Raw genomic sequence first — 21,007 nt, 5'->3', positions numbered from 1 at the left:
AAGGGTCGACGCCTCTTGACTCCCGGTGTGAGTCTTTTCGATCCCGCCGTCTTCGGTGCCCTGAACCTGTCCAACCGCGTCGTCATGGCGCCGCTGACCCGCACGCGCGCAGACGACGCCGGCGTGCCCACCGACACGATGGTGGAGTACTACCGCCAGCGCGCGGGCCAGGGCCTGATCATCAGTGAGGGTGTGTGGCCCGCGGCCGAGGGCAAGTCGTACCCCGGTCAGCCGGGCATCGTCACCCCCGCCCAGATCGAGGGCTGGCGTCGGGTCGCCGACGCCGTGCACGCGGCCGGGGGAACGATCGTCATGCAGCTCATGCACGGCGGACGCGTCTCGCACCCGCTCATCTCGGGTGAGGACCGTGTCGTCGGCCCCAGTGCGCTCGCCGCTCCGGGCCAGACCCGCACGCCCGAGGGCAAGGTCGACCTGCCCGTCGCGCACGCGCTGACCCTCGACGAGATCCCCGTGGTGATCGAGCAGTTCGCCCAGGCGGCGCGCAACGCGATCGCGGCCGGCTTCGACGGGGTCGAGGTGCACGGCGCCAACGGCTACCTCGTGCACGAGTTCCTCTCGCCGGTGTCGAACGTCCGCGACGACTCCTACGGCGGATCCCCCGAGAACCGTGCGCGCTTCGCCGTCGAGGTGACTCGCGCCGTCGCCGCGGCGGTGGGCGCGGAGCGCACCGGCATCCGTCTTTCTCCCCAGCACAACATCCAGGGCGTGCTCGAAGAGGACGACGCCGACGTGCGGGCGACCTACACCGCCGTCGCGAACGGTCTCGCCGCCCTCGGACTCGCGTTCGTCGACGTGCTCAACGCCGACCCGCGCGCCGATCTGGTGCAGGCGATCCGGGCGGCGTCGAAGGCCCCGCTCATCGTCAACTCCGGTTTCGCGACCCCGACCACCCGTGAGGAGGCCGTGGAACTCGTCGACGAGGGCTGGGCGGATGCCGTCGCCGCCGGGCGCCCCGTGATCGCCAACCCCGACCTCGTCGAGCGCTGGCGCACGCGCGCCGAGCTCAACGAGCCCCGTCCCGAGCTGTTCTACGGTTCGACCGCCGAGGGCTACACCGACTACCCGTCGCTCGAGGACTCGCGCTCGGAGGCCTGACGCGCGCACGTCGAGGCCCGGCGGCATCCGCTCGCTGTTTCGGGGCCCGACGGCATCCGGAAATGCATCGATCGGTGCGAAACGTCGATTCTGGGGACTGGAAGTCGACATTTCGCACCAATCGATGCGCTCCGAAGAGGGCGCGCGAGGGGTGGGGAGACCGTCAGACGATCGCCGCGCGCAGCGCTGCCGCCGCGTCACCGACGTTGTCGGCACTGTAGATCGCGCTGCCGGCGACGGCGACCTGCGCACCGGATGCCTGCACCGCGGCGATGCTCGACGCATTCACGCCACCCGCGACCGAGAACGCGACGCCGGATGCCGCGCCGTCGGTGAGGAGGCTGTCGAGGGAGTAGCCCTCCTGCGCCTGCTCGTCGAGGCCGGCGTGCATCTCGACGAACTCCGCGCCGAGGCCGATGACCTGCTGGGCGCGGGCGGCCTTGTCGGCGACGCCGATCAGGTCGACGACGATGCCCTTTCCGTGCTTCTTCGCGGCCTTCACGGCGCCGGCGATGGTGCTGTCGTCGGCGGCGCCGAGCACGGTCACGAGGTCGGCGCCCGCGCCGAAGGCGATGTCGGCCTCGAGCTCACCGGCATCCATCGTCTTGAGGTCGGCGAAGATGACCTTGTCGGGGTGCGCCTCCTTGAGCGCGGTGATCGCCGACAGGCCCTCGCTCTTGATGAGGGGCGTGCCGAGCTCGAGGATGTCGACGTGCGCCGCGGCGGCCGCGGCCAGCTCCAGGGCCTTCTCGGTGCTGAGGGTGTCGATGGCGAACTGCAGTTTCATGGGTGTTCCGTTCTTCTGGGGATGGTTCGAGGGGTGAGGGGCGGTGCGGGTCACTCGAGGTTCGCGTGCCGCGGCCACAGCTCGTCGGCGCTCGATCCCTGGCGCTGCCAGAGCGCGTGGAAGAGCCCGTCGCCGATCACGACGACGATCTGCTCGAACAGGCCGCCCGCGTACTGAGCGGACGCCTCGGCGCTGCGGTCGAGCTTCTGCGCCGCGGGCACCCGCACGCGCACGTCGGCGAGGTCGGAGAGGGGCGACGACTCGGCGGTGGTGATCACGCCGACGCGTGCGCCGATCTCGGAGGCGCGGGTGGCCGCGCGCACGATGGACTCCGTGGTGCCCGAGCCGCTCGCGGTGAGCAGCACGTCGCCCGCCGCGATGGCCGGCGTGGTGGTGTCGCCGACCACGTGCACCTCGAGGCCCAGGTGCATGAGGCGCATCGCCGTCATGCGCAGAGCGAGTCCCGAGCGGCCCGCGCCCATCACGAAGACGCGGTCGGCGTCGGTGAGGAGGGCGGCGAGGTCGTCGAGCTGTCGTGCGTTCGCGACGCTCGTGCGCTCGGCGGCGTGCAGGAGCTCGTTGGCGACGAGGGAGATCGCCGCTCCCGGGGAGATGGTGGCGGTGAGGGGCATGTACCCAGCCTCGCCAGCATCCGACCGTGGGGCGCTCCTGCCTCGGGACCGTTCCCCCTACCCGAAAGGAGGGGGCGGGATAGAGTGGGTGCCCATGAGCGCCACCGACCACACCGACCGCACCGCGCAGACCACGTCGCGCCGCCTGACCGCCGACCACTCCCGCGCGCTCGCCGAGCAGCGCGATCGGTACGCGCTCACGCTGGAGTCCCTGCTCGCGACGCTCCGCTCGACCCGCCTCGACGACCGGGCGGCGCGCACGATCGCTGTCGACGTCGCCGCCGGTGCCCTCGTGGGGCTGCGCACCCTGAACGACGAGCAGGGTGCGGGCCTCGAGCCGGTGACCGGGGCGTTCGAACGGTTGCGTGGAGACCTGCGCCCGCTCGTGCGGTACAGCGAGCTCGACGTGCAGTTCGTCGAGCCGCCCGCCAACGGGCGTGCTCTCCCCGGCGACATCGCGCACTCCGCACGAGCCATCGTGCGCAGCACCGTGCTGGCGATCGTCGACCGCGGCGACACCCGGCGCGTGCGTATCCAGTGGGACTGCGACGGCCTCAACCTGCTCATCGGCATCCGTGACGACGGCCGCGGCGACCTCACCACCCACGACGACACGCTGCGCTCGATCGGCGAGCAGGTGTCGGCCCTCTCCGGCGATTTCTCGGTGTCGGCGACCCCGGGCTGGGGGTCGGAGGTCGGCATCCGCCTGCCCCTCGACCCACCCGCGGATGCCGGCGACCTGCCCGCCGCGATCGACGCCAGTCCCCGTGAGCGCGACGTTCTGCGGCTGATCGCCGCCGGTCGACGCAACCGCGAGATCGCTCACACGCTCAGCGTCAGCGAGAACACCGTGAAGTTCCACGTCTCGAACCTGCTGCGCAAGTCCGGGGCCACCTCGCGGGTCGAGCTCGCGGCGATCGCGCGCGGCTGACCACCCGTTCGGAGGGGCGGACCCGTGCGAACGGGTGGGCGCGTCGGATGCGCGGGATGCCGTGGCCGCGCCGCCACCCCTTGACTCCGCCGCTCAGCGATCTAGCCTGGCTGGCATGTGCCGCAACATCATCCCCCTGAACAACCTCGAGCCCCCGGCATCCGACGACGAATGCCACGACGCCGCCCTGCAGTTCGTGCGCAAGATCTCGGGGACGAACGCTCCGTCGCGAGCCAACCAGGAGGTGTTCGACCGGGCGATCGCCGAGATCGAGCGGTCGGTGCGGAGTCTGCTCGACGGACTCGTCACCTCGGCGCCACCGAAGAACCGTCAGGAGCAGGCCGCCAAGCGCCAGGCGCGCTCGGCGGAGCGCTACGAGGCGATCCGGGTGTTCCAGGACGCGAAGCGCGCCGCCCGCGCCGCCGAGGCCTGACCCGTCGTGCATCGATCGGTGCGAAACGTCGGCGAAGAGGCGCCATGACCGACATTTCGCACCGATCGATGCACGCGGGGAGGGTGCGCTCGGGGAGGGGTCACTCGGCGTCGGGCTGCGGCATCCGTCGCGTCGAGCCCTCGCGCAGCCGCCGCCGGATGCGCACGGCGATGAAGGCCAGCACCAGCAGCGCGATCGCCCCGACCGCGATGTTCGAGATGAGCCCGCTCCACTCCTCGAGCACCGGCTTGATGGCCGGGCCGAATGCGAAGCCGAGACCGATCCAGATCGCGTTCCAGATGCCCGAGCCGATCAGCGTGTAGAGCGTGAATTTCCACAGCGGCATGCGCTCGATGCCCGCGGGGATCGAGATGAACGACCGCACGAGCGGCACGCAGCGTCCGAAGAGCACCGCCCCGCCGCCCCAGCGGGCGAAGAACGCCTCGGCCTTGTCGAAGTCCTCGTAGTCGAGCAGGGGGATGCGCCCGACGATCCGACGCGTGCGGTCGCGCCCGACCGCGGCGCCGATCGCGTACCAGATCAGTGCGCCGACGAGCACGCCGAGAGTGGCCGCCGCCCACGCGCCCCACGCGCTCATCCGGCCCTCGTAGGCGAGGAACCCGGCGACCGGCAGGATCGCCTCCGAGGGGATCGGCGGCACGAACGTCTCGATGAGGATCGCGATGCCGACGCCCACCTCCCCGAGCGATTCGATGAGGCTCAGCACCCACCCGACGAAACCGTCGTAGGCGGGGGCGGATGCTTCCAGGGCGGGGGCGATGCGGCTCATCGTGTCCTCAGGTGTCGGGGATCGCGGTGGTCGTACCCGTCGACGCTATCCCGTGCACCTGAGTCCCGGCTCAGCGTCCGTCCCGGCTCAGCGTCCGTCCCGGCTCAGCGTCCGAGCTGGAACAGCTCGATCAGCTCCTGACGGCTCGAGACCTCGAGCTTGCGGAACGCGCCGCGCAGCTGCGACTTGACCGTGTTGACGCTCACGTGCTGCTTCGCGGCGATCTCGGTGTTCGAGAGTCCGGCCAGCGCCGACGCCACGACCGCGGCTTCACGGCGGGTGAGGGCCTCGGTCCCGGCGACGGCCGTCGTCTCCGACAGCCCGCGCAGGAGGTCGGCGATCCCGGGCTCGCCGCGCTCCTCGATCAGGTCGGCGAGCGTCCGGCGTGCGGCGGTCGACGCCGAAGGGAAGGCGGAGTAGAGGCCGTTCCAGGTGGCGAGCGCCGCGGCGCGCTGCAACAGGTCGTCGCGCTGCGAGGGCGAGCCCGTCTCGGCGGCGATGACGAGGGCCGGGATGATCACGCGAGGCCGAGCGCTCGACGCCTGCAGGAGCGGAGCGATCAGGCGGCGCGCGGCGGCGGGCTGTTCGCGCTGCAGCAGACGGCGCGCGAGCAGAGCGGTACCGGTCTGCGCCACGACGCTCGCATCGGCATCGGGCGCGGTGCTCCCGAGTTCTCGGGCCGCGCGGTCGGGCTGGTGCAGCAGCAGAAGCAGCAGATAGCGCACCATGGCCGTGTACTCGGCGTTCACGGGAACCTGGGCGTACTCCGGGGCGAGGCCCGAGACGAAGGAGTCGAACTCCGACAGCAGCACCTGGGCCTCGTCGCGCCGATCCGGCGGGGTGCTGTAGGCGCGCAGCGCGAAGTACGGGCCCCAGAAATCGAGCGACAGCGTGATGTCGATCCCGTCGAGGATGCCGCGCGCGGCGTCCATTTCGAGGCGGTCCATGTGCAGCACCGCATCGGCCATGCGGCCGGCGGCCGGGGCATCCGCGGCCCACCAGGCATCGGCCGGAACCTCCGGAAGCCGGCTGAGCCATCGAGCTGCGTCGCGCCCGCGACCGTGCAGCGCGTGGATGAGGGCGCTCGCGCCCCCGGACGTGGTGCGCACGAGACGGTTGTCGACCGACTCGGCCCAGTCGTAGCTGCGCGCGAACTGCTCGAGCGCATCGTCGAACCGACTGGCGAGGAAGTACGTCACGGCCCAGTGGTAGTGGAGCTCGGGAAGGGCGTTCGCGAAGCTGGGCACCATCTCGACGGGGACGGCGCGCAGGGCCTCCACGGCCTGGTCGGCGGACGCGGCGGCGTCGGCCAGGCGTCCGTCGCCGCGCGCGGTCGCGATGCGGCCGGTGAGGGCGGCGAGCCGGTCGAGCGGCGGCGCATCCGGGTCGTCCGAGAGGATGTCGGGGTAGGCGCGCCGCTCGGGAATCCGGTTCGACCGTCGGCGCAGGTGCTCCTCGGCGAAGCGCAGGCGCGGGTGCGCCTCGAGAACGGCCGGGGGCAGGGACTCGATCGTGCGGATCAGCAGCTGCGGATGGTCCTGATAGAGGTCGCTCCAGCGCGAGCCCAGGATGCCGATCACCCCGGTCCAGTCGTCGTCGTCCCGCGCGGAGGCGAGTGACCGTTCGAGGTCTTCGGCGGCTCCTGCAGTCATCGAATCGATCTCTCCCTCGTCGTTCCCCTCGACCATCCCAGTCTGGCAGAAGCGACGCGCGCTGATTGCGCAACCATCGCGCGTCGCGGTATGCCCTCCCGGTCGGAATCGCAACCCCCTCGGCGCCGGCATCCGCTCGTCGCAGGATGGCCGGGACGCCGCGCGAATCGTGGCGCAGAAGGGACACTCTCATGACCGACACCACACCCGTCCAGCGGGTCGCCGAGCTCCTCAAGGACTTCCGCTTCGCGATGTTCACCACGCGCAACGCCGAGGGGCGACTCGTCTCGCATCCGCTCACCGTGCAGGAGGCCGAGTTCGACGGCGACCTGTGGTTCCTCGTGTCGAAGAGCGCCACGCTCGTACTCGACGCGCAGGCCGACGAGCGGGTGGGCGTCTCGCTCAGCTCGAACGACTCGTGGGTGTCGCTCTCGGGCACCGCGGAGCTGGTCGACGACCCGGCGAAGGTGCGCGAGCTCTGGAGCCCCACGGTCGAAGCCTGGTTCACGAACGGGCCGGACGACCCCGAGGTGGGCCTGCTGAAGTTCACTGCCGAATCCGCCGAGTACTGGGACAGCCCGGGCGGGAAGATCGCCTCGCTGTTCAGCTTCGTGAAGTCCAAGATCACCGGCGAGCCCTACGAGGGCGAGAACGAGACGGTCGAGCTGCCGCAGCGATGAGTGCGGGGCATCCGTCATGCTGGTGAGGACGGATGCCTCGGCGATCGGGTCGTCCGCAGAGAGGACGGTGCCCGTGTCGGTGCTGGCTGGTCGTGTCTTCCTCGCGATCACGGGGGCGGTGTGCGTCGCCGCGCTCGTCGGGGCAGGTGTGGCGTGGCGGAGCACGGGATCGGATGCCGGTGGGCTGGGCATCCTTCTGGCGATCGGCGGCATCGCCGCCGTGCTGTGGGTCGTCGGTGCCGTCCTCACCGTGCCCTTCGTCGAGGCGACGGTCGATGCGCACGGCCTCGTGATCCGGCGGGTGTGGGGTCGTCGCAGGGTCGTGGAGATCGCGGACGTGGACGAGGTCGTGGTGCTCGCCGACCTGATCCTGCCGTCACGCGTGGCGACGGCGCCGAGACCACGGGTCGTCCTGCGGAGGGAGGGTGCGGTGGTCGCGACGTTCACCCCGCGTGATGCGACCGTCGTCGCGGACCTCGCGAGGTGCGGATGGGCTCCCGTCACGATCGCGGATCCGCTCACCCCACCCGAGGCGACGCGTCGTTATCCGGGCTCGGTCGGGCGCGGCGAGAGGTTCTCGCACGTGCTCCCCCTCGGCGCGGTCGTCGTCGGCGCGGCCGTCGCGATCGGAGCCGTCATCGTCGCCGTCGGGCGCTGACGGTTGTCACGATCGGTGGGCGAGAGCTCCGGCATAGGCTGTCGGTGTGAGCGACGCACTCGACGACGGACCGTTCTTCCACGGCACGAAGGCCGATCTGCGGCCGGGCGATCTGCTGACCGCGGGGTTCCCCTCGAACTATCGCCCCGAGATCGTCATGAACCACATCTACTTCACGGCGATGCCGAACGGCGCGGGTCTTGCAGCCGAGCTCGCCCCCGGCGACCGTGCTCCCCGTGTGTACGAGGTCGAGCCGACCGGGGAGTTCGAGAACGACCCCAACGTCACCGACAAGAAGTTCCCGGGCAACCCCACCCGCTCCTATCGCAGCGCCGCCCCGTTGCGGGTCGTGCGCGAGGTCGACGACTGGGTGCGGTCGGCGCCCGAGGCGCTCGCCGAGTGGCGGCGCAAGCTCGCGGCGCTGCAGGGCGACGAGCGCGCCGAGATCATCAACTGATCTCAGAGATCCCAGTCGGCGATCGGGTGCACGGGAGCCTCCTCCACGAGTGCGACCGAGCTCACGTGCTCGACCGAGATGACGACGCGAGCGCCCGGCGAGACCAGCACGCTCACCAGCCCGTTGCGGTCGGAGATGTCGACGAACGTAGGCTCCGATCGGGCCGCGGCTTCGATACGCCCCATGAGTTCCAACAGGTCGCGGTCGCCGTCCAGGAGGAACTCGCGGCCATCGATGTCGATGCGTGCTCTCGTGTTCGTCCTCGGCTCGTCCATGCGCTCGACGGTAGACCCGATCCCGGCCGATCCTGAGGGGGTTGCGCGACTCGGATGCCGTTGGTAGCCGTCGCTCCGGCCGACGTCGTGCGACCGCGACTATCGTTTCGACCATGGGTTCATTGCACTACGGCGGCTCCGATTCCCCGATCCGCATCGAGGACCGCGCGCTCGCGCACCTCAAGGTGGCGATCGCCACGAAGCTGCGCCGCAACGAGAGCTTCACGCTGTCGTGGCGGCACAGCGACGGCGACGAGAACGGGCGGTCGACGATCTGGCTGCACCCCTCGATTCCGCTGCGCTTCACGTTCGACGACCCCGAGGCGCCGCAGCTAAACCTGAAGTGGATCGAGCAGCTGATGATGTCGGCGAACTCCTCGGGCGGCATCAGCCTCGTCGACGAGATGCTCGAGACGCCCGAGACGCCCGAAACGCCCGAGACGCCGCAGAACTGAGAGTCGCTCGCGGGCGGAGGTCCGCTCAGCGACGTACCGGGTCGCCCCCGCCGTCGAGGAATCGCGCGAGGTCGCGCATCGTGGGAGCGGCCTCCCAGTCGCCCGGCACGAGGCAGGCGATCGCACCGCAGGCGTTGGCGCGCCGGAGGCTGTCGGCGATGCCCTGCCCCTCGAGTCGCGCGCTGAGGTAGCCCGCCACGAACGCGTCACCCGCGCCGACCGTGTCGACCACGTCGATCGCGAAGCCGGGAGCGGCGGTGACGCCGTCGACCGTGAAGACGGTCGCCCCGTCCGGACCCTGCTTCACCACGACCTGACCGACGCCCGCGGCGTGCAGCAGCGCCGCCGCCTCGGTCGCGGATGCCCCGGGGTACAGCACCGCGAACTCCTCGGCACCGCCGAACACGAGATCGGCGCGCTCCGCGAGCTCCCGCAGGATGGGCCCGGCGACGGCGACCGGGGCCAGCGTCGAGCGGTAGTTGATGTCGACGCTCACCGTCACCCCGGCGGCCGTCGCGCGATCGACCGCGACCAGCAGCGCCTCGCGCGCCGAGGTCGACAGCAGCGGCGTGATGCCGGTGACGTGCAGGATCGCCGCGCGCTCGATCCACTCCGCGGGGAGGTCGTCGGGCCGCAGCCGAGATCCGGCCGAGCCCGCGCGGTAGTAGTGCACGGCCGTGGATGCCGCGGACGGCCGTTCCTTCACCATGAGTCCGGTCGGGGCATCCGCATCGACGATGCCGTGCACGTCGACGCCCTCGGCGCGGATCTCGCGCAGCACCCGTTCGCCGAGCGCGTCGTCGCCGACCCGGCCGAGCCACGAGACGGATGCCCCGAGTCGGCGCATCCCGATGGCCACGTTGCTCTCGGCCCCTCCGACACCGAGCGCCATCGCGCTCGCGTGCCGGAGGGAGCCGATCTCGGTGGTGCGCATCAGCGCCATGCTCTCGCCGAGAGTGATCACCCCGCCGGGCGTGATCATCCCGCGATCGTCACCCGTCATGAACGCGTCACCAGTCGTGGACGGTGCCGTCGAGCAGACGGTTCACCGGCAGGTACGCCTTGGTGTACTCGTGGCCCACCGCGGCATCCTCGTCGAGCTCGACGCCCAGGCCGGGGTTGTCGCCCGGGTGCAGGAAGCCCTTGTCGAAGGTGAACGAGGTCTGGAAGACCTCGAGTGTCTGGGCGTTGTGCGGCATGTACTCCTGGATCCCGAAGTTGTGGATCGCGAGGTCGAGGTGCAGCGCTGCGGCCATGCCGACCGGCGAGATGTCGGTCGGGCCATGGATGCCGGACTTGATGCCGTAGATCGCGGCGAAGTCGAGGAGCTTCTTCATGGCGGTGATGCCGCCGGTGTGGGTGACGGCCGAGCGCACGTAGTCGATCAGACGCTCGGTGATGAGCGTCTGGTAGTCGTAGACCGAGTTGAAGACCTCGCCGATCGCGAGCGGCGTCGTGGAGTGCTGGCGCACCAGGCGCAGCGCCGTCTGGTCCTCGCCGGGGGTGCAGTCCTCGAGCCAGAACAGGTCGTAGGGCTCGATGTCCTTCGCGAAGCGCGCCGCCTCGATCGGGGTCATGCGGTGGTGCCCGTCGTGCAGGATGCGCAGGTCGGAGCCGAAGTCCTCGCGGATGCTGGCGAAGACGCCGGGCATGTGGTTCAGGTAGTTGCGGGTGTCCCACCGCTCCTCGCTGGGGCGGTCGCCCGAGCGCTTGGCGGGCTCGTAGTCGTAGCGCACGCCCGGGCCCGACGACGAGACGCCGTAGATCTGGCCGAGACCGGGGACGCCGGTCTGCACCCGCACGGCCGTGTAGCCGAGCTCCTCGTAGCCGGCGATCGCGTTCTTGAGGGCGGCGTAGTCGGTGCCGGAGGCGTGGGCGTAGACGCGCACGCCCTCGCGGCTGGCTCCGCCGAGCAGCTGGTACAGGGGCATGCCGGCCTTCTTGGCCTTGATGTCCCACAGGGCCATGTCGACCGCGGCGATCGCCGCCATCGTGACCGGGCCGCGGCGCCAGTACGGGCCGCGGTAGAGGTACTGCCAGGTGTCCTCGATGCGATCCTCGTCGCGGCCGACGAGCATCGAGGCGACGTGGTCGGCGAGGTACGAGGCGACCGCGAGCTCACGTCCGTTGAGGGTCGCGTCACCGAGGCCGGTGATGCCGTCGGAGGTCGTGATCTTGAGCGTGACGAAGTTGCGTCCGGGGCTGGTGATGTTGACGTCGACGAGCTCGATGGTCATGGCGTTCTCGGTTCTCCTGGTGAAGCGGGGTGTCGTGCGGGGGCGTGATGGGTGTGGTGCGGGGTGCGGCCGAAGGTCTCGGCCGCACCCCGGGTCATGGTGCGCGGTGCGATCAGATCGCGTCGCGCGGATCGGTCAGATCGCGACCGGCGACCTCGGGCATCCAGATCGACGCGACGAGCGCGCAGAGCGTGAAGAACACGAGCATGATGATGATCGGGATGAACGAACCGGTGACGGCCGAGACCCACGCGGCGGCGATGACGGGGCCGGCGCCGGTCGCGATGATCGCCGCGATCTCACGGGCCATCGCGGTGTAGGTGTAGCGGTTGCGGGCTCCGAACAGCTCGGGGAGCGTGAGGTTCTCGAGCGAGGCGAAGCTCATCACCGCGAGGTTGTGCAGCACCACGTAGCCGATGAAGACCTGCGTGGTGTCCTTGCTGCTGATCATGAGCATCGTCGGAACGATGACGATCAGGGCGATGATCGCCCACACCATGTACATGCGCTTGCGGCCGAAGCGGTCACCGAGCCAGCCCGACAGCGGCACCGTGATGAAGGCGACGAGCGACGAGACGATCACGGCGTTGACGCCGATCGAGCGGTCGAGCAGGAGCACGACGGTGATGTAGCTGATGAGGTACGTCTGGATCATGCCGGAGTTACCGGCCTGACCGAAGCGCAGCAGCAGGGCGATCGAGAAGGCCTTCCACGGCTTGCGCTGCATCGCCTCGAGCGTGCGGATGTCTCCGGTCTCGGTGGCGAGCTGGATCGTCTCCTCGCGGGACAGGGCCTTGCCGTCGACGACGTCGTCGCGCTCCTCGAAGACCGGGGTCTCCTTGAGGTTGAAGCGCACCCAGATGGCGAACAGCATGATGACCGCGCTGGCGATGAAGGGGATGCGCCAGGCCCAGTCGATGACCTCGTCCTCGCTGTAGGCGACGAGCAGGATCGCCCAGATGCCCGACGCGAGCAGCGTGCCGCAGTTCGTGCCGAGGGCGACGAGCGAGGCGATGATGCCGCGGCGCTTGGCCGGGGCGTACTCGGCGAGCATGACGCCGGCGCCGGAGATCTCGGCTCCCGCACCGAAGCCCTGGGCGATGCGCAGGAGCACGAGCAGGATCGGCGCGAGCACGCCCACCTGCGAGTACGTCGGCAGGAAACCGATGAGCGTCGTCGCGAGACCCATGAGCAGGATCGTGTAGAAGAGCACCTTGGTGCGGCCGGTCTTGTCGCCGAGGCGGGCGAAGAAGAACGCGCCGACGGGGCGGGCGACGTAGCCGACACCGTAGGTGGCCATCGCGGCGACGACCGCGACGGCGGGGTTCTCGGACGAGAAGAACAGATCGGCGAAGACGAGCGCGGCTGCCAGCGAGTACAGCTGGTAGTCCATGAACTCGAGCGCGGTGCCGAGCCACCCCGAGATGGCGGCGCGGACGAGGTCGCGCACCGACCTCTTCGCGGTGGGATCGGCGGCCGGGGCCGTCGTGGTGGCGTCTGACATGGGAGGTACTCCTTCGGACCAGAAAGGGGGGTGTCGGATGCGGCGGGGCCGCGGGTAACGGGAGAGAGCGCTAGAGGGCGAGCAGCACCTTCGCGGAGGCGGAGGAGTCGCGCGCGATCGTGAACGCGTTCACGGCATCGGATGCCGGGAGCACGTGCGAGATCACGGGGTCGAGAGCATCCGACTCCGCGAGCATGCGCACGGCGTCGTCGATCTCGGTCGAGAAGCGGAACGCGCCGCGGATCGTGAGCTCCTTGGCGAGCAGCGGCGCGAGATTCACGCCGATGTCGGAGTTCGGGAGCATGCCGACCTGCACGATCGTTCCGGTGCGACGGGTGGCGCGCACGGCCTGGGTGAGGGCGACGCCCACGCCCGAGCACTCGAAGACGATGTCGTACGACTCGTTCTCGATCGTGTCGCGGCCGACGAGGGCGACCTCGGTCGCGCCGAGCGCCTGCGCGCGGTCGAGGGGCTCGGTGCGCACGTCGCTCGCGCCGACGACGCCGGCACCGGCGTGCACGGCCGCGGCGACCACCAGCAGCCCGATGGGCCCGGCGCCGATCACGAGCACGCGCTTGCCGCTGACATCGCCCGCGAGACCCACGGCGTGCAGCGCGACGGCCAGGGGCTCGGCGAGTGCGGCGCGCTCGAGCGGCAGGCCGTCGGGCAGCACGCGGATCATGTGCTCCTCGACGATCAGGTACTCGGACGCCCCGCCCTGACGGTGCGGGTTCGCCGCGGCGCTGCCGAGGTAGTCGCCGCCGGGGCGCAGGTGCGGGCGGTCCTCGAGGCCGGGGACGGATGCTCCGTAGCGGGCCGGGTGCACCGTCACCGGAGTGCCCGGGGCGAGGCGGCCGGAGGGGTCGAGGTCGACGACGCCCGAGAGCTCGTGTCCGGGCACCAGGGGCTCGCGGATCATGTACTCGCCGTTGGCGCCGTGGAAGTAGTAGTGCAGGTCGGATCCGCAGATGCCCACGAAGCCGACGCGCAGTCGCACCTCGCCCGCACCGGGCTCCGGGATCTCCCGGTCGTCCCAGCGGATGTCTTCCTTGCCGTGGATGACGAGCGACTTCATCGGCGGGCCTCCTTCGTGGCGTTCGTGGCGTTCGGATCGGTCGGGTCGTTCTCGAGCATGCCCTCTTCCGTGGCGGAGAGGGCGTCGGCGATCGCAGCGTCGACGCCGCTGCGACGGATTATGTCGACCAGTTCGCCGACGCGTGCGGCGAAGGCGTCCTGGTGGGCGAGCTCGCTGCCGAACAGACGGTGGTCGATGATCACGCGGCGGGCGAGGTCGACGCCGTCGCGTGCCCCTGACGCCAGCACGGCGAGGCGCTCGCGGGCGGGGTCGGTCATCGCGGCCGCGTGCACGCCGGGGTCGAAACCGCCGAGCGGGGCGTGGCATGACAGGTAGCCGGCGACCGTGAGGGCGATGAGGTGCGGCATCCGCCCCTGTCCGAGCGCGAGAAGCGCGGGCTCCGGGATGCGCTGGCGCAGCTTCACCGAGCCGTCCGATCCCACCTGGCGGGTCTGGTGCCCGAGGGCGCTGTTGCCCCAGCGCTCGAACAACTCGGCCTCGTAGGCGCGGATGTCAACACCGGTGGGCACGTCGACCGACGGCTCGTATTCGCTGCGCATGACGCCGCGCGCGGCATCCGCGATCCGGTCGATGCCGATCGCCTCGGGGATCGTGCCGACCCCGCGCAGTGCGCCGAGGTAGGCGATGAGCGAGTGCGTGCCGTTGAGGAGGCGCACCTTCATCTGCTCGTAGCGGGCGACCTCCGAGGTGAAGACGGCGCCGCCGGCCTCCCAGGTCGGCCGTCCGCCGGCGAACGCGTCTTCGATGGCCCACATCGTGAACGGCTCGCCCGGCACCGGGATGGCGTCGACCGCGCCGAGGAGACCGGTGACCTCGTCGCGCAGTCGTGCGGTGGTCGACGGCACGATGCGGTCGACCATGCTCGAGGGGAAGGTGACGGCGCGGTCGAGGTAGTCGAGGACGTCGGATGCTTCGCCGCCGGGCAGAGCCTGCAGGAACTCGCGCACAAGCTTCTCGGTGTGCTTGCCGTTCGCGGCGAGGTTGTCGCAGCTGAGGATCGAGATCGGCTCGGCGCCGGCGCGGGCGCGGGCCTGGAGTCCGCGGGCGAGCTGGCCGATCGTCGACCGCGGCGCGCCGCCCTGCAGGTCGGCGCGCACGGTCTCGTCGTCGAGGTCGAGGTGCTCGGTGGCGGGGGAGTAGCTGTAGCCGTTCTCGGTGACGGTGAGCGTGACGATGCGGATGCCGGCGTCGGCGATGTGGGCCACCACGCGCTCGGGCTCGTCGCCGGCGACGAAGGCGTCGGTGTGCACGCCGGGGATCGCGAGGCTGGTGCCGGCGGGGGAGATGGTGGCGACCGAGTAGAGGAAGTCCTGCGCGTGCATCGCGTCGACGACGGTGCGCGAGCGGGAGGCGGCGCCGATGATGCCCCAGTCCCCGCCGTCCTGGGCGATGGCGGCGGCGGTGTACATCGCCTGGTGCGCCCGGTGGAAGCTGCCGAGACCCAGGTGCAGGATGCCGGTGCCGGTGGGGGTGACCAGCGGAGCGGTGGCCGCGGGGGTGGCGCGGCTCAGGATCCGGAGATCGGCGTTGATCGTCATGTAAAGCAGTGTGTATGAGTTGTACAAACTTGTCAAGCCCGTTTCATGGTGGGGAACGTGCCATAGGATTACGGCAACCGGAGGGGTGGACGTGGCAGCGACATTGACGGACGTGGCGAAGCGCGCAGGCGTATCGATCGCCACGGCATCACGCGCCTTCGGAGAACCCGACCGCCTCGCCCCCACCACCCGCGAGCGCGTGCTCGAAGCCGCCGCCGACCTGGGCTACGCGAACCCCCAGGCGGGCACCGCCACCCGCACCTTCGGCGTGATCGTGCCCGACGTCGCCAACCCCGTCTACGGCAAGCTCCTGAAGGCCATCCAGGGCCAGGCGTGGCACGGGCGCCATCGCATCGTGCTGTTCGACGCCGACGAGGACCTGCGCCGCGAGCGCGAGCAGATCGAGCAGGCCCGCAAGCTCGACGGCATCCTGCTCTGCTCTCCGCGCCTGCCCGATGCCGACGTCACAGCCCTCATCGGCGGCACGCCCTCGGTCGTCGTCAACCGACAGATCGACGGCATCCCCAGCGTGCTCATGGATGCCGAGCACGGCCCGGCGCAGGCGATCGAGCACCTCTTCGCGCTCGGGCACGAGCACATCGCCTACGCCTCCGGTCCCCGCGGTTCGTGGGCGGACGCCCGTCGATACGACACCATCGAGCGCGCGTGCGATCGCCACGGCATCCGCCTCACCCGGCTCAGCCACCACGAGGCGTCGATCCAGGGAGGCCGAGCCGCCGCCGCGCTCGCCGCGGCCAGCGGAGCGACCGCCGTCGTCGCCTACAACGACCTCGTCGCGATCGGCCTCGAGGCGGGGCTCCTCGACCTCGGGCTCACCTGCCCCGACGACGTGAGCCTGGTCGGCATCGACGACATCGATCTCGCCGGCGCCGTGACCCCGGGCCTCACCACCGTGCAGATGCCGATCGAGCGCAGCGGCGCTCTCGGTGTCGACCTGCTGCTGCAGGCGATCGCCGGCGCCGTGGTCGGAGAGGCCGCGACGCTCAGCTCGCAGCTCATCGTGCGGGCCTCCACCGCCGCGCCCCGCCGAGCCTAGGCGTCAGGCGTCGATGCGGTGCCGGCACCTGCCTGCCGACGTGTTAGTACGACTGTGCTAACTTAACGCCATGAGTACACGCACCCCGGGTCCGCGCCGATGATCCTCGTCGCCATCATCGCCTGTGAGATCGCTTTCTGGGTCGCGATCGTCGCCGGCCTCGTCGCGCGGTACCCGCTCCGCCGGCCGAGGCTCGGCGTCGGATTCCTCGTCGCCGCACCGCTCATCGATCTCGTACTCCTGACGCTCGTCACGGTCGACCTCCTCGGCGGGGCGACGGCATCCTGGCACCACGGTCTCGCCGCCCTCTACATCGGCATCTCGATCGCCTACGGGCATCGGATGATCGCGTGGCTGGACGCGAAGTTCGCGACGCGGTTCCGCGGGGCGCCGCGCCGTGCTCCGCTCACGGGGGCGGCGTACACGGTGGCCTGCTGGAAGGACGTGGCGCGCACCGTGCTCGCGGTCGCCATCGCGGCCGCGATCCTCGGGGGACTCATCGCCATCGTGGCGGCTCCCGACCGCACGGCCGAGTTGCTCGGGTTCTTCCGGATCCTCGGGATCGTCTTGGCGGTCGACGTGATCTGGGCCGTCAGCTACACGCTCTGGCCGAAGAAGGCGCCCGCGGAGGCCGCCCCGGTACGGTGAGGACATGCCCAAGCTGATCGACCACGCGCAGCGCGACCGTGAGATCGGCGAGGCGGCGATGCGCGTCCTCGCGCGGGACGGCCTCGTCGCGCTCTCGGTGCGGAAGGTCGCCGAGGAGGCGGGGCTCGCGACGGCATCCCTCCGCCGCGCCTTCCCGACGCAGGCGGCCCTGCGGTCGTTCTGCCTGGACGGGATCCGCTCCGCTGTCGCCGATCGCCTGCGGCGCCTCGACGGCGACGGTGGGCGCCTCGTGATCGCGATGCTCGAGGAACTCCTCCCTCTCGACGAGGTGCGGCGCACCGAGCTGATGGTCCAGCTCCAGCTGGGCAGCCTGGCGCTGACCGACGGCTCGCTGGCTCCCTCGGTGCGCGAGCTCAGCGGCGGGGTGCGGCGGGTGTGCGACGCCGCCATCGCAGAACTCGTGCGCGCGGGCGAGGTGCCCGCGTCGGTCGACGCCGCCTTCGAGGGCGACCGTCTCCACGCGCTGCTCGACGGGCTCGCGCTGCGTCTGCTGTGGAGCACGGACTCCGATGCGGGTGCTCGCGCGCGGGCCATGCTGGAACGGCACTTCCGGATGCTCGGACGCGAAGACGGGTGAGCCGCGGTCTCCGTGGATCGGGCGCCGTCGTCGCGGGGCGCCCCGACGCCTGCGCCGAAGTCAAGCCCTTTCCAGAGCCCGGGGTATTCCGGAAGCATGAAGCGCGACGGCATCGTCGGATGCCGGAAGGAGCACTCTCATGAGCATCGGAACCGGAATCGTCCTCTTCGTGATCGGCGCGATCCTCGCGTTCGCACTGAACGTGCAGCTGGACTGGGTGAACCTCGACCTCGTCGGCTACATCCTCATGGCCGCCGGAGCGATCACGGCCATCATCGGAATCATCGTCATGGTCTCCCGTCGCGGTCGCACCCGTGGCACGACGACGGTCGTCGAGGACGACCGTATCTGACCCTCGGCACCCTCGCGGTGCCGCTCGGGCGCATCGAGACCCACCCCCGTCGTCGAGACCCACCGCCCCGCGCGTCGCGAGCGGTGGGTCTCGTCGCGCTCGGTGAGTCTCGGCGCGCTCGGTGAGTCTCGACGCGGCGCGGGACTCAGCGCGGCGCGGGGTTCAGCGAGATGCGCGTCTCAGCGCTCGAGGCTGTCGCTCTGATCGAGCGGATCCTGCTCCCCGTCGTGCGGGGCGCCGTGATCGGAGCCCTCGTCGGCCGTGAAGACCTTGCCGTCGTCGGCGGGTTCGGCGGCGGCATCCGCGGCGGCGTCGTAGGGGCCGCTGTCGTCGGGGTACGCTTTCGGGTCGCTCATGGGGTGTCCTCTCGTCGACGGGCCGCCGGTCGATCCGGGCGGATGCCCAGCCTCGCGCATCGTCTCGATCGGCACCCGCCCGTTGACAGGCGGACGAAAGGGTGTCGCTCGCCTCAGTCGCGCGGTGCCGCGAACTCGATCACCCGTGTCGATCGCCCGTCCGGGGTCCAGACACCCGCGGCGATGCGGCCGGGGGCGAGAGGGGTGAGCGATTCGATCTCCGCGTCGTCGCCGAGCATCTGCGACAGGTCGACCCGCACGGCGGAGTCGAGCGCCGGACCGGTGAGCACGAGCGCGTCCTCCGGTGCGACGAGCGCCGCCCGGTCGTCGTCGATCCAGCAGGCGGCGAGCCCGAAACCGTACTCCGCATCGATGTCGACGGCCGACACCTGGCCGACCTCGTCGAGAGACGGCCACGCGAACACCCGGGCGGTCTCGGGATCGCTCGGGTACGGAGCCATCAGCAGTCGGTCCCCGGCGGGGCGGAACCCGGCGATCACCGGGTCGTGTCCTGAGAGGATCTCGGTCAGCCGCAGCTGCGCCCCCGCCGGACGGGTGGCATCGACATCGACATCGACGCGGAGGGCGAGGCATCCGTCCTGCCCCATCGCCAGCTCGATCACGGCGATCGGATCGATCGGATGCCGGTGCACGACGGCCATCGCATCGTCGGCGTCGACGGCCTGCTCATCGAGCAGCGCCCCCGTCGCGTGGTCGAGCAGCAGCACCCGATGCCCGCCGTCGTCACCCGGCGCGGTGGCGACGACGAGATCGCCGACGAACGCGGCGGAGTCGATCGAGAGGCCCGCGACCGTGACGGTGTCGTCGCCGACGAGGACGGTGTCGCCGCCGGCGGTGAGCACCAGGCGATCGAGGGCGGATGCCGCGCGCACACGCACCTCTTCGGTGAGCGCGAGAGCCCGTCCGTTCACCTCGCTCAGCTGATCGTCGAGCAGCCGAACCGCCCCCTCGTTCCAGCGGGCGAACCACCGGCGTCCGTCCTGTTCGCCGGCGTCTGCGAGGTCGGGCAGTTCTTCGAGGATCGCGATCACGCGTGCATCCGTGGGCATGCCCCCACCGTATCGGCGCGGCCCGCACCGAAGAGGTCAGCCCGCGCAGAGAGGTCAGCCGGCGTCGAAGAGATCGGCCCGCACCGAAGAGGTCAGCCGGCGCAGGTCTCGAACACGTATGCCTCGTCGTCGGGGGTTACGAGGTTTCGGTCGCGCAGCACCATCGAGGCGGGCGACTCGTCGTCGGCGCACATCTCCGCGAAGGCGCGGGGCAGCTCGTCGCTGTACTCGATGTCGATCACGGCCTCGCCGTAGACATCGGTATACGCCGAGCACTCCTCGTAGGCGGCGCACTCCTCGGTCACGGCGAAGTCGAACCCTGCCTCGTCGTGCAGCACCGCGGCATCCTCGGCGGCGTTCTTCTGGCCGGCGGCGAGACCGGCACCGTGTGCGGCGTCGACGAGCAGTGTCGCGAGGGCGAGGTTCCCCTCGAGGGTGAGGGCACCGTCGGACCGGGTGTACGAGTCGAGGTTGTCGAATTCGACCGCGTCGAACCCGGCATCCGCGCATCCCTCGATCCACGGGGTGACCAGGGCGGCGATGCGCTCGCGCTGCGCGGGCGTCGAGGTGTCGACGAGAGCCTCATCGGGCCAGTCCGGGTCGAAGACCGGCGCGCCGTCGCGCTGCAGCAGCAGGTCGTCGTCCCAGAGGTCGAGTTCGCCGGGCTGCGTCTGGAATCCGTTGACGTAGCAGATCGAGTACACGCCGTCGGCGGGCTCGGCCGCGCGATCGCGCCCGACGATCCCGACCCCGGATGCCGGTGCGTAGGCGCCGCCCAGCTGGTAGTCGGGCGCGGCGCCGGCGGGTGGCGCGCTGAAGGATCCGGATGCCGGGGCGTCCGTGGTGGCGCACCCCGTGAGCGCGGCGACCGTCAGCACAGCGATCGTGAGAGCGGAGGTGGGGCGGGCGCGCATGTGAGCAAATCTACTGGGCGATTCTGTTCGGACGATTCGGGAATGCGGATGCCGCGGACGTGGTTTCATCTTCATGCAATTGCATGTAATTGGGAAGGACCCCTCATGACCACCACGTACGACGTCGGCTTCCTCGTCGGCAGCATCTCCTCGACCTCGATCAACCGCCGCCTGTCGAAGGCGCTCGTGAAGCTCGCGCCACAGGCGGGCCTGAACCTCACCGAGATCCCGCTCGTCGACCTGCCCTTCTACTCGGCCGACAACGACGGTGCGATCCCGGCCGAGGCCGCGTCGTTCAAGAAGGCGATCGAGGCCTCCGATGCGATCATCGTCATCACCCCCGAGTACAACCGCTCGGTGCCGGGCGTGCTGAAGAACGCGCTCGACACCGCGAGCCGCCCGTGGGGCCAGAACAGCTTCGCGGGCAAGCCGTCCGCCGTGATCGGCGCCTCGGTCGGCGCGATCGGTACCGCCGTCGCGCAGCAGCACCTGCGCTCGATCCTCTCCTTCCTGGCGTCGCCGGAACTCGCGCAGCCGGAGGCCTACGTGCACATGCGCGAGGGGCTCATCGCCGACGACGGCGAGGTCACCGACGAGTCGACGACCGAGTTCCTCCTCTCGTGGCTCACCGCCGTGCACACGCACATCGCGAAGACGCTCAGCCCCGTCAGCTGATCGCTCGTCTCGAAGGGGCTCGCGGCCATCGGCTGCGGGCCCCTTCTGCGTGAGCGGGGGTGGTGATCGGGCGGATGCTGTGGCACGCTGTTAGTA

At 70.7% G+C, this 21,007-nt stretch carries 25 protein-coding genes; 12 read left to right on the top strand and 13 right to left on the bottom strand.

What is annotated here, in order from left to right:
• Nucleotides 1-27 precede the first annotated feature (27 nt).
• Nucleotides 28-1,116, top strand: coding sequence for an alkene reductase (locus ACZ5Y9_RS15165; RefSeq protein ID WP_464471708.1), 1,089 nt, complete (start codon nt 28-30; stop codon nt 1,114-1,116).
• 163 nt (nt 1,117-1,279) lie between these two features.
• Here ACZ5Y9_RS15165 and hxlA read toward each other — a convergent pair whose 3' ends face one another.
• Entirely contained in the window at nt 1,280-1,903 is a 624-nt protein-coding gene (gene hxlA / locus ACZ5Y9_RS15160; protein ID WP_247624623.1) for a 3-hexulose-6-phosphate synthase, read from the bottom strand.
• A gap of 50 nt (nt 1,904-1,953) precedes the next feature.
• Nucleotides 1,954-2,535 (bottom strand): 6-phospho-3-hexuloisomerase, encoded by a 582-nt coding sequence (gene hxlB, locus ACZ5Y9_RS15155; RefSeq protein ID WP_247624624.1) that lies wholly within the window; start codon nt 2,533-2,535, stop codon nt 1,954-1,956.
• Between the two features lie 94 nt (nt 2,536-2,629).
• Between hxlB and ACZ5Y9_RS15150 the strand changes: the two genes are divergently transcribed.
• A complete protein-coding gene (locus tag ACZ5Y9_RS15150) occupies nt 2,630-3,466 on the top strand; it encodes a helix-turn-helix transcriptional regulator (protein ID WP_464471707.1) in 837 nt (278 codons plus the stop codon).
• Nucleotides 3,467-3,581: 115 nt separating this feature from the next.
• Nucleotides 3,582-3,899, top strand: coding sequence for a DUF2277 domain-containing protein (locus ACZ5Y9_RS15145; RefSeq protein WP_247624625.1), 318 nt, complete (start codon nt 3,582-3,584; stop codon nt 3,897-3,899).
• 100 nt (nt 3,900-3,999) lie between these two features.
• On the opposite strand, the gene ACZ5Y9_RS15140 is transcribed toward ACZ5Y9_RS15145, so the two are convergent.
• Complete coding sequence (locus ACZ5Y9_RS15140) at nt 4,000-4,689, bottom strand: DedA family protein (protein WP_464471706.1); 690 nt, start codon at nt 4,687-4,689, stop codon at nt 4,000-4,002.
• A gap of 104 nt (nt 4,690-4,793) precedes the next feature.
• Entirely contained in the window at nt 4,794-6,341 is a 1,548-nt protein-coding gene (locus tag ACZ5Y9_RS15135; RefSeq protein WP_464471705.1) for a helix-turn-helix transcriptional regulator, read from the bottom strand.
• 191 nt (nt 6,342-6,532) lie between these two features.
• On the opposite strand from ACZ5Y9_RS15135, the gene ACZ5Y9_RS15130 reads away from it, so the two are divergent.
• Genes ACZ5Y9_RS15130 through arr form a run of 3 tightly spaced genes read left to right on the top strand, consistent with a single transcriptional unit; the run spans nt 6,533 to nt 8,136 of the window.
• Entirely contained in the window at nt 6,533-7,021 is a 489-nt protein-coding gene (locus tag ACZ5Y9_RS15130; RefSeq protein WP_247624628.1) for a pyridoxamine 5'-phosphate oxidase family protein, read from the top strand.
• Between the two features lie 16 nt (nt 7,022-7,037).
• Nucleotides 7,038-7,679, top strand: a complete 642-nt coding sequence (locus ACZ5Y9_RS15125; RefSeq protein ID WP_464471704.1) for a hypothetical protein — start codon at nt 7,038-7,040, stop codon at nt 7,677-7,679.
• A gap of 46 nt (nt 7,680-7,725) precedes the next feature.
• Nucleotides 7,726-8,136, top strand: a complete 411-nt coding sequence (gene arr, locus ACZ5Y9_RS15120; protein ID WP_247956833.1) for an NAD(+)--rifampin ADP-ribosyltransferase — start codon at nt 7,726-7,728, stop codon at nt 8,134-8,136.
• Nucleotides 8,137-8,138: 2 nt separating this feature from the next.
• Here arr and ACZ5Y9_RS15115 read toward each other — a convergent pair whose 3' ends face one another.
• Entirely contained in the window at nt 8,139-8,411 is a 273-nt protein-coding gene (locus tag ACZ5Y9_RS15115) for a hypothetical protein (protein WP_247624631.1), read from the bottom strand.
• A gap of 113 nt (nt 8,412-8,524) precedes the next feature.
• Between ACZ5Y9_RS15115 and ACZ5Y9_RS15110 the strand changes: the two genes are divergently transcribed.
• Nucleotides 8,525-8,866 (top strand): DUF7882 family protein, encoded by a 342-nt coding sequence (locus ACZ5Y9_RS15110; RefSeq protein ID WP_247633928.1) that lies wholly within the window; start codon nt 8,525-8,527, stop codon nt 8,864-8,866.
• 25 nt (nt 8,867-8,891) lie between these two features.
• Here the strand turns inward: ACZ5Y9_RS15110 and ACZ5Y9_RS15105 are convergent, their stop codons facing one another.
• The 5 genes from ACZ5Y9_RS15105 to ACZ5Y9_RS15085 all read right to left on the bottom strand — a co-directional run bounded on the left by ACZ5Y9_RS15105 (nt 8,892) and on the right by ACZ5Y9_RS15085 (nt 15,241).
• The gene (locus tag ACZ5Y9_RS15105) at nt 8,892-9,848 is read right to left on the bottom strand and encodes a sugar kinase (RefSeq protein WP_464471703.1); all 957 of its coding nucleotides are present in this window, start codon (nt 9,846-9,848) and stop codon (nt 8,892-8,894) included.
• A 28-nt stretch (nt 9,849-9,876) separates the two neighbouring features.
• Nucleotides 9,877-11,103, bottom strand: a complete 1,227-nt coding sequence (manD, locus tag ACZ5Y9_RS15100; protein ID WP_464471702.1) for a D-mannonate dehydratase ManD — start codon at nt 11,101-11,103, stop codon at nt 9,877-9,879.
• A 112-nt stretch (nt 11,104-11,215) separates the two neighbouring features.
• Nucleotides 11,216-12,607, bottom strand: a complete 1,392-nt coding sequence (locus tag ACZ5Y9_RS15095; RefSeq protein WP_247624635.1) for an MFS transporter — start codon at nt 12,605-12,607, stop codon at nt 11,216-11,218.
• 70 nt (nt 12,608-12,677) lie between these two features.
• Complete coding sequence (locus ACZ5Y9_RS15090) at nt 12,678-13,682, bottom strand: L-idonate 5-dehydrogenase (RefSeq protein WP_464471701.1); 1,005 nt, start codon at nt 13,680-13,682, stop codon at nt 12,678-12,680.
• Nucleotides 13,679-15,241, bottom strand: a complete 1,563-nt coding sequence (locus tag ACZ5Y9_RS15085) for a mannitol dehydrogenase family protein (protein WP_464471700.1) — start codon at nt 15,239-15,241, stop codon at nt 13,679-13,681. Before ACZ5Y9_RS15085 ends, ACZ5Y9_RS15090 begins: the two co-directional genes overlap by 4 nt.
• A gap of 112 nt (nt 15,242-15,353) precedes the next feature.
• Here ACZ5Y9_RS15085 and ACZ5Y9_RS15080 point away from each other — a divergent pair, with 112 nt between their 5' ends.
• The 4 genes from ACZ5Y9_RS15080 to ACZ5Y9_RS15065 all read left to right on the top strand — a co-directional run bounded on the left by ACZ5Y9_RS15080 (nt 15,354) and on the right by ACZ5Y9_RS15065 (nt 17,896).
• Nucleotides 15,354-16,298 (top strand): LacI family DNA-binding transcriptional regulator, encoded by a 945-nt coding sequence (locus tag ACZ5Y9_RS15080; RefSeq protein WP_247633932.1) that lies wholly within the window; start codon nt 15,354-15,356, stop codon nt 16,296-16,298.
• 99 nt (nt 16,299-16,397) lie between these two features.
• Complete coding sequence (locus tag ACZ5Y9_RS15075) at nt 16,398-16,946, top strand: hypothetical protein (RefSeq protein WP_404597401.1); 549 nt, start codon at nt 16,398-16,400, stop codon at nt 16,944-16,946.
• A gap of 4 nt (nt 16,947-16,950) precedes the next feature.
• Nucleotides 16,951-17,544 (top strand): TetR/AcrR family transcriptional regulator, encoded by a 594-nt coding sequence (locus ACZ5Y9_RS15070; RefSeq protein ID WP_404597402.1) that lies wholly within the window; start codon nt 16,951-16,953, stop codon nt 17,542-17,544.
• A 139-nt stretch (nt 17,545-17,683) separates the two neighbouring features.
• Entirely contained in the window at nt 17,684-17,896 is a 213-nt protein-coding gene (locus ACZ5Y9_RS15065) for a DUF6458 family protein (RefSeq protein WP_247624641.1), read from the top strand.
• Nucleotides 17,897-18,075: 179 nt separating this feature from the next.
• Here ACZ5Y9_RS15065 and ACZ5Y9_RS15060 read toward each other — a convergent pair whose 3' ends face one another.
• The 3 genes from ACZ5Y9_RS15060 to ACZ5Y9_RS15050 all read right to left on the bottom strand — a co-directional run bounded on the left by ACZ5Y9_RS15060 (nt 18,076) and on the right by ACZ5Y9_RS15050 (nt 20,236).
• Nucleotides 18,076-18,252: a hypothetical protein gene (locus ACZ5Y9_RS15060; protein ID WP_247956826.1), complete on the bottom strand. Its 177-nt coding sequence runs from the start codon at nt 18,250-18,252 to the stop codon at nt 18,076-18,078.
• Between the two features lie 113 nt (nt 18,253-18,365).
• Nucleotides 18,366-19,322, bottom strand: a complete 957-nt coding sequence (locus ACZ5Y9_RS15055; protein ID WP_464471699.1) for a hypothetical protein — start codon at nt 19,320-19,322, stop codon at nt 18,366-18,368.
• Nucleotides 19,323-19,414: 92 nt separating this feature from the next.
• On the bottom strand, nt 19,415-20,236 hold the full coding sequence (locus ACZ5Y9_RS15050; protein ID WP_464471698.1) for an endo alpha-1,4 polygalactosaminidase: 822 nt from the start codon (nt 20,234-20,236) through the stop codon (nt 19,415-19,417).
• 105 nt (nt 20,237-20,341) lie between these two features.
• Here ACZ5Y9_RS15050 and ACZ5Y9_RS15045 point away from each other — a divergent pair, with 105 nt between their 5' ends.
• On the top strand, nt 20,342-20,911 hold the full coding sequence (locus ACZ5Y9_RS15045) for an NADPH-dependent FMN reductase (RefSeq protein WP_464471697.1): 570 nt from the start codon (nt 20,342-20,344) through the stop codon (nt 20,909-20,911).
• The last annotated feature ends 96 nt before the right edge of the window (nt 20,912-21,007 follow it).

Source organism: Microbacterium sp. T3-8 (assembly GCF_055398145.1).
This window is presented reverse-complemented; position numbering and strand designations above follow the sequence as displayed.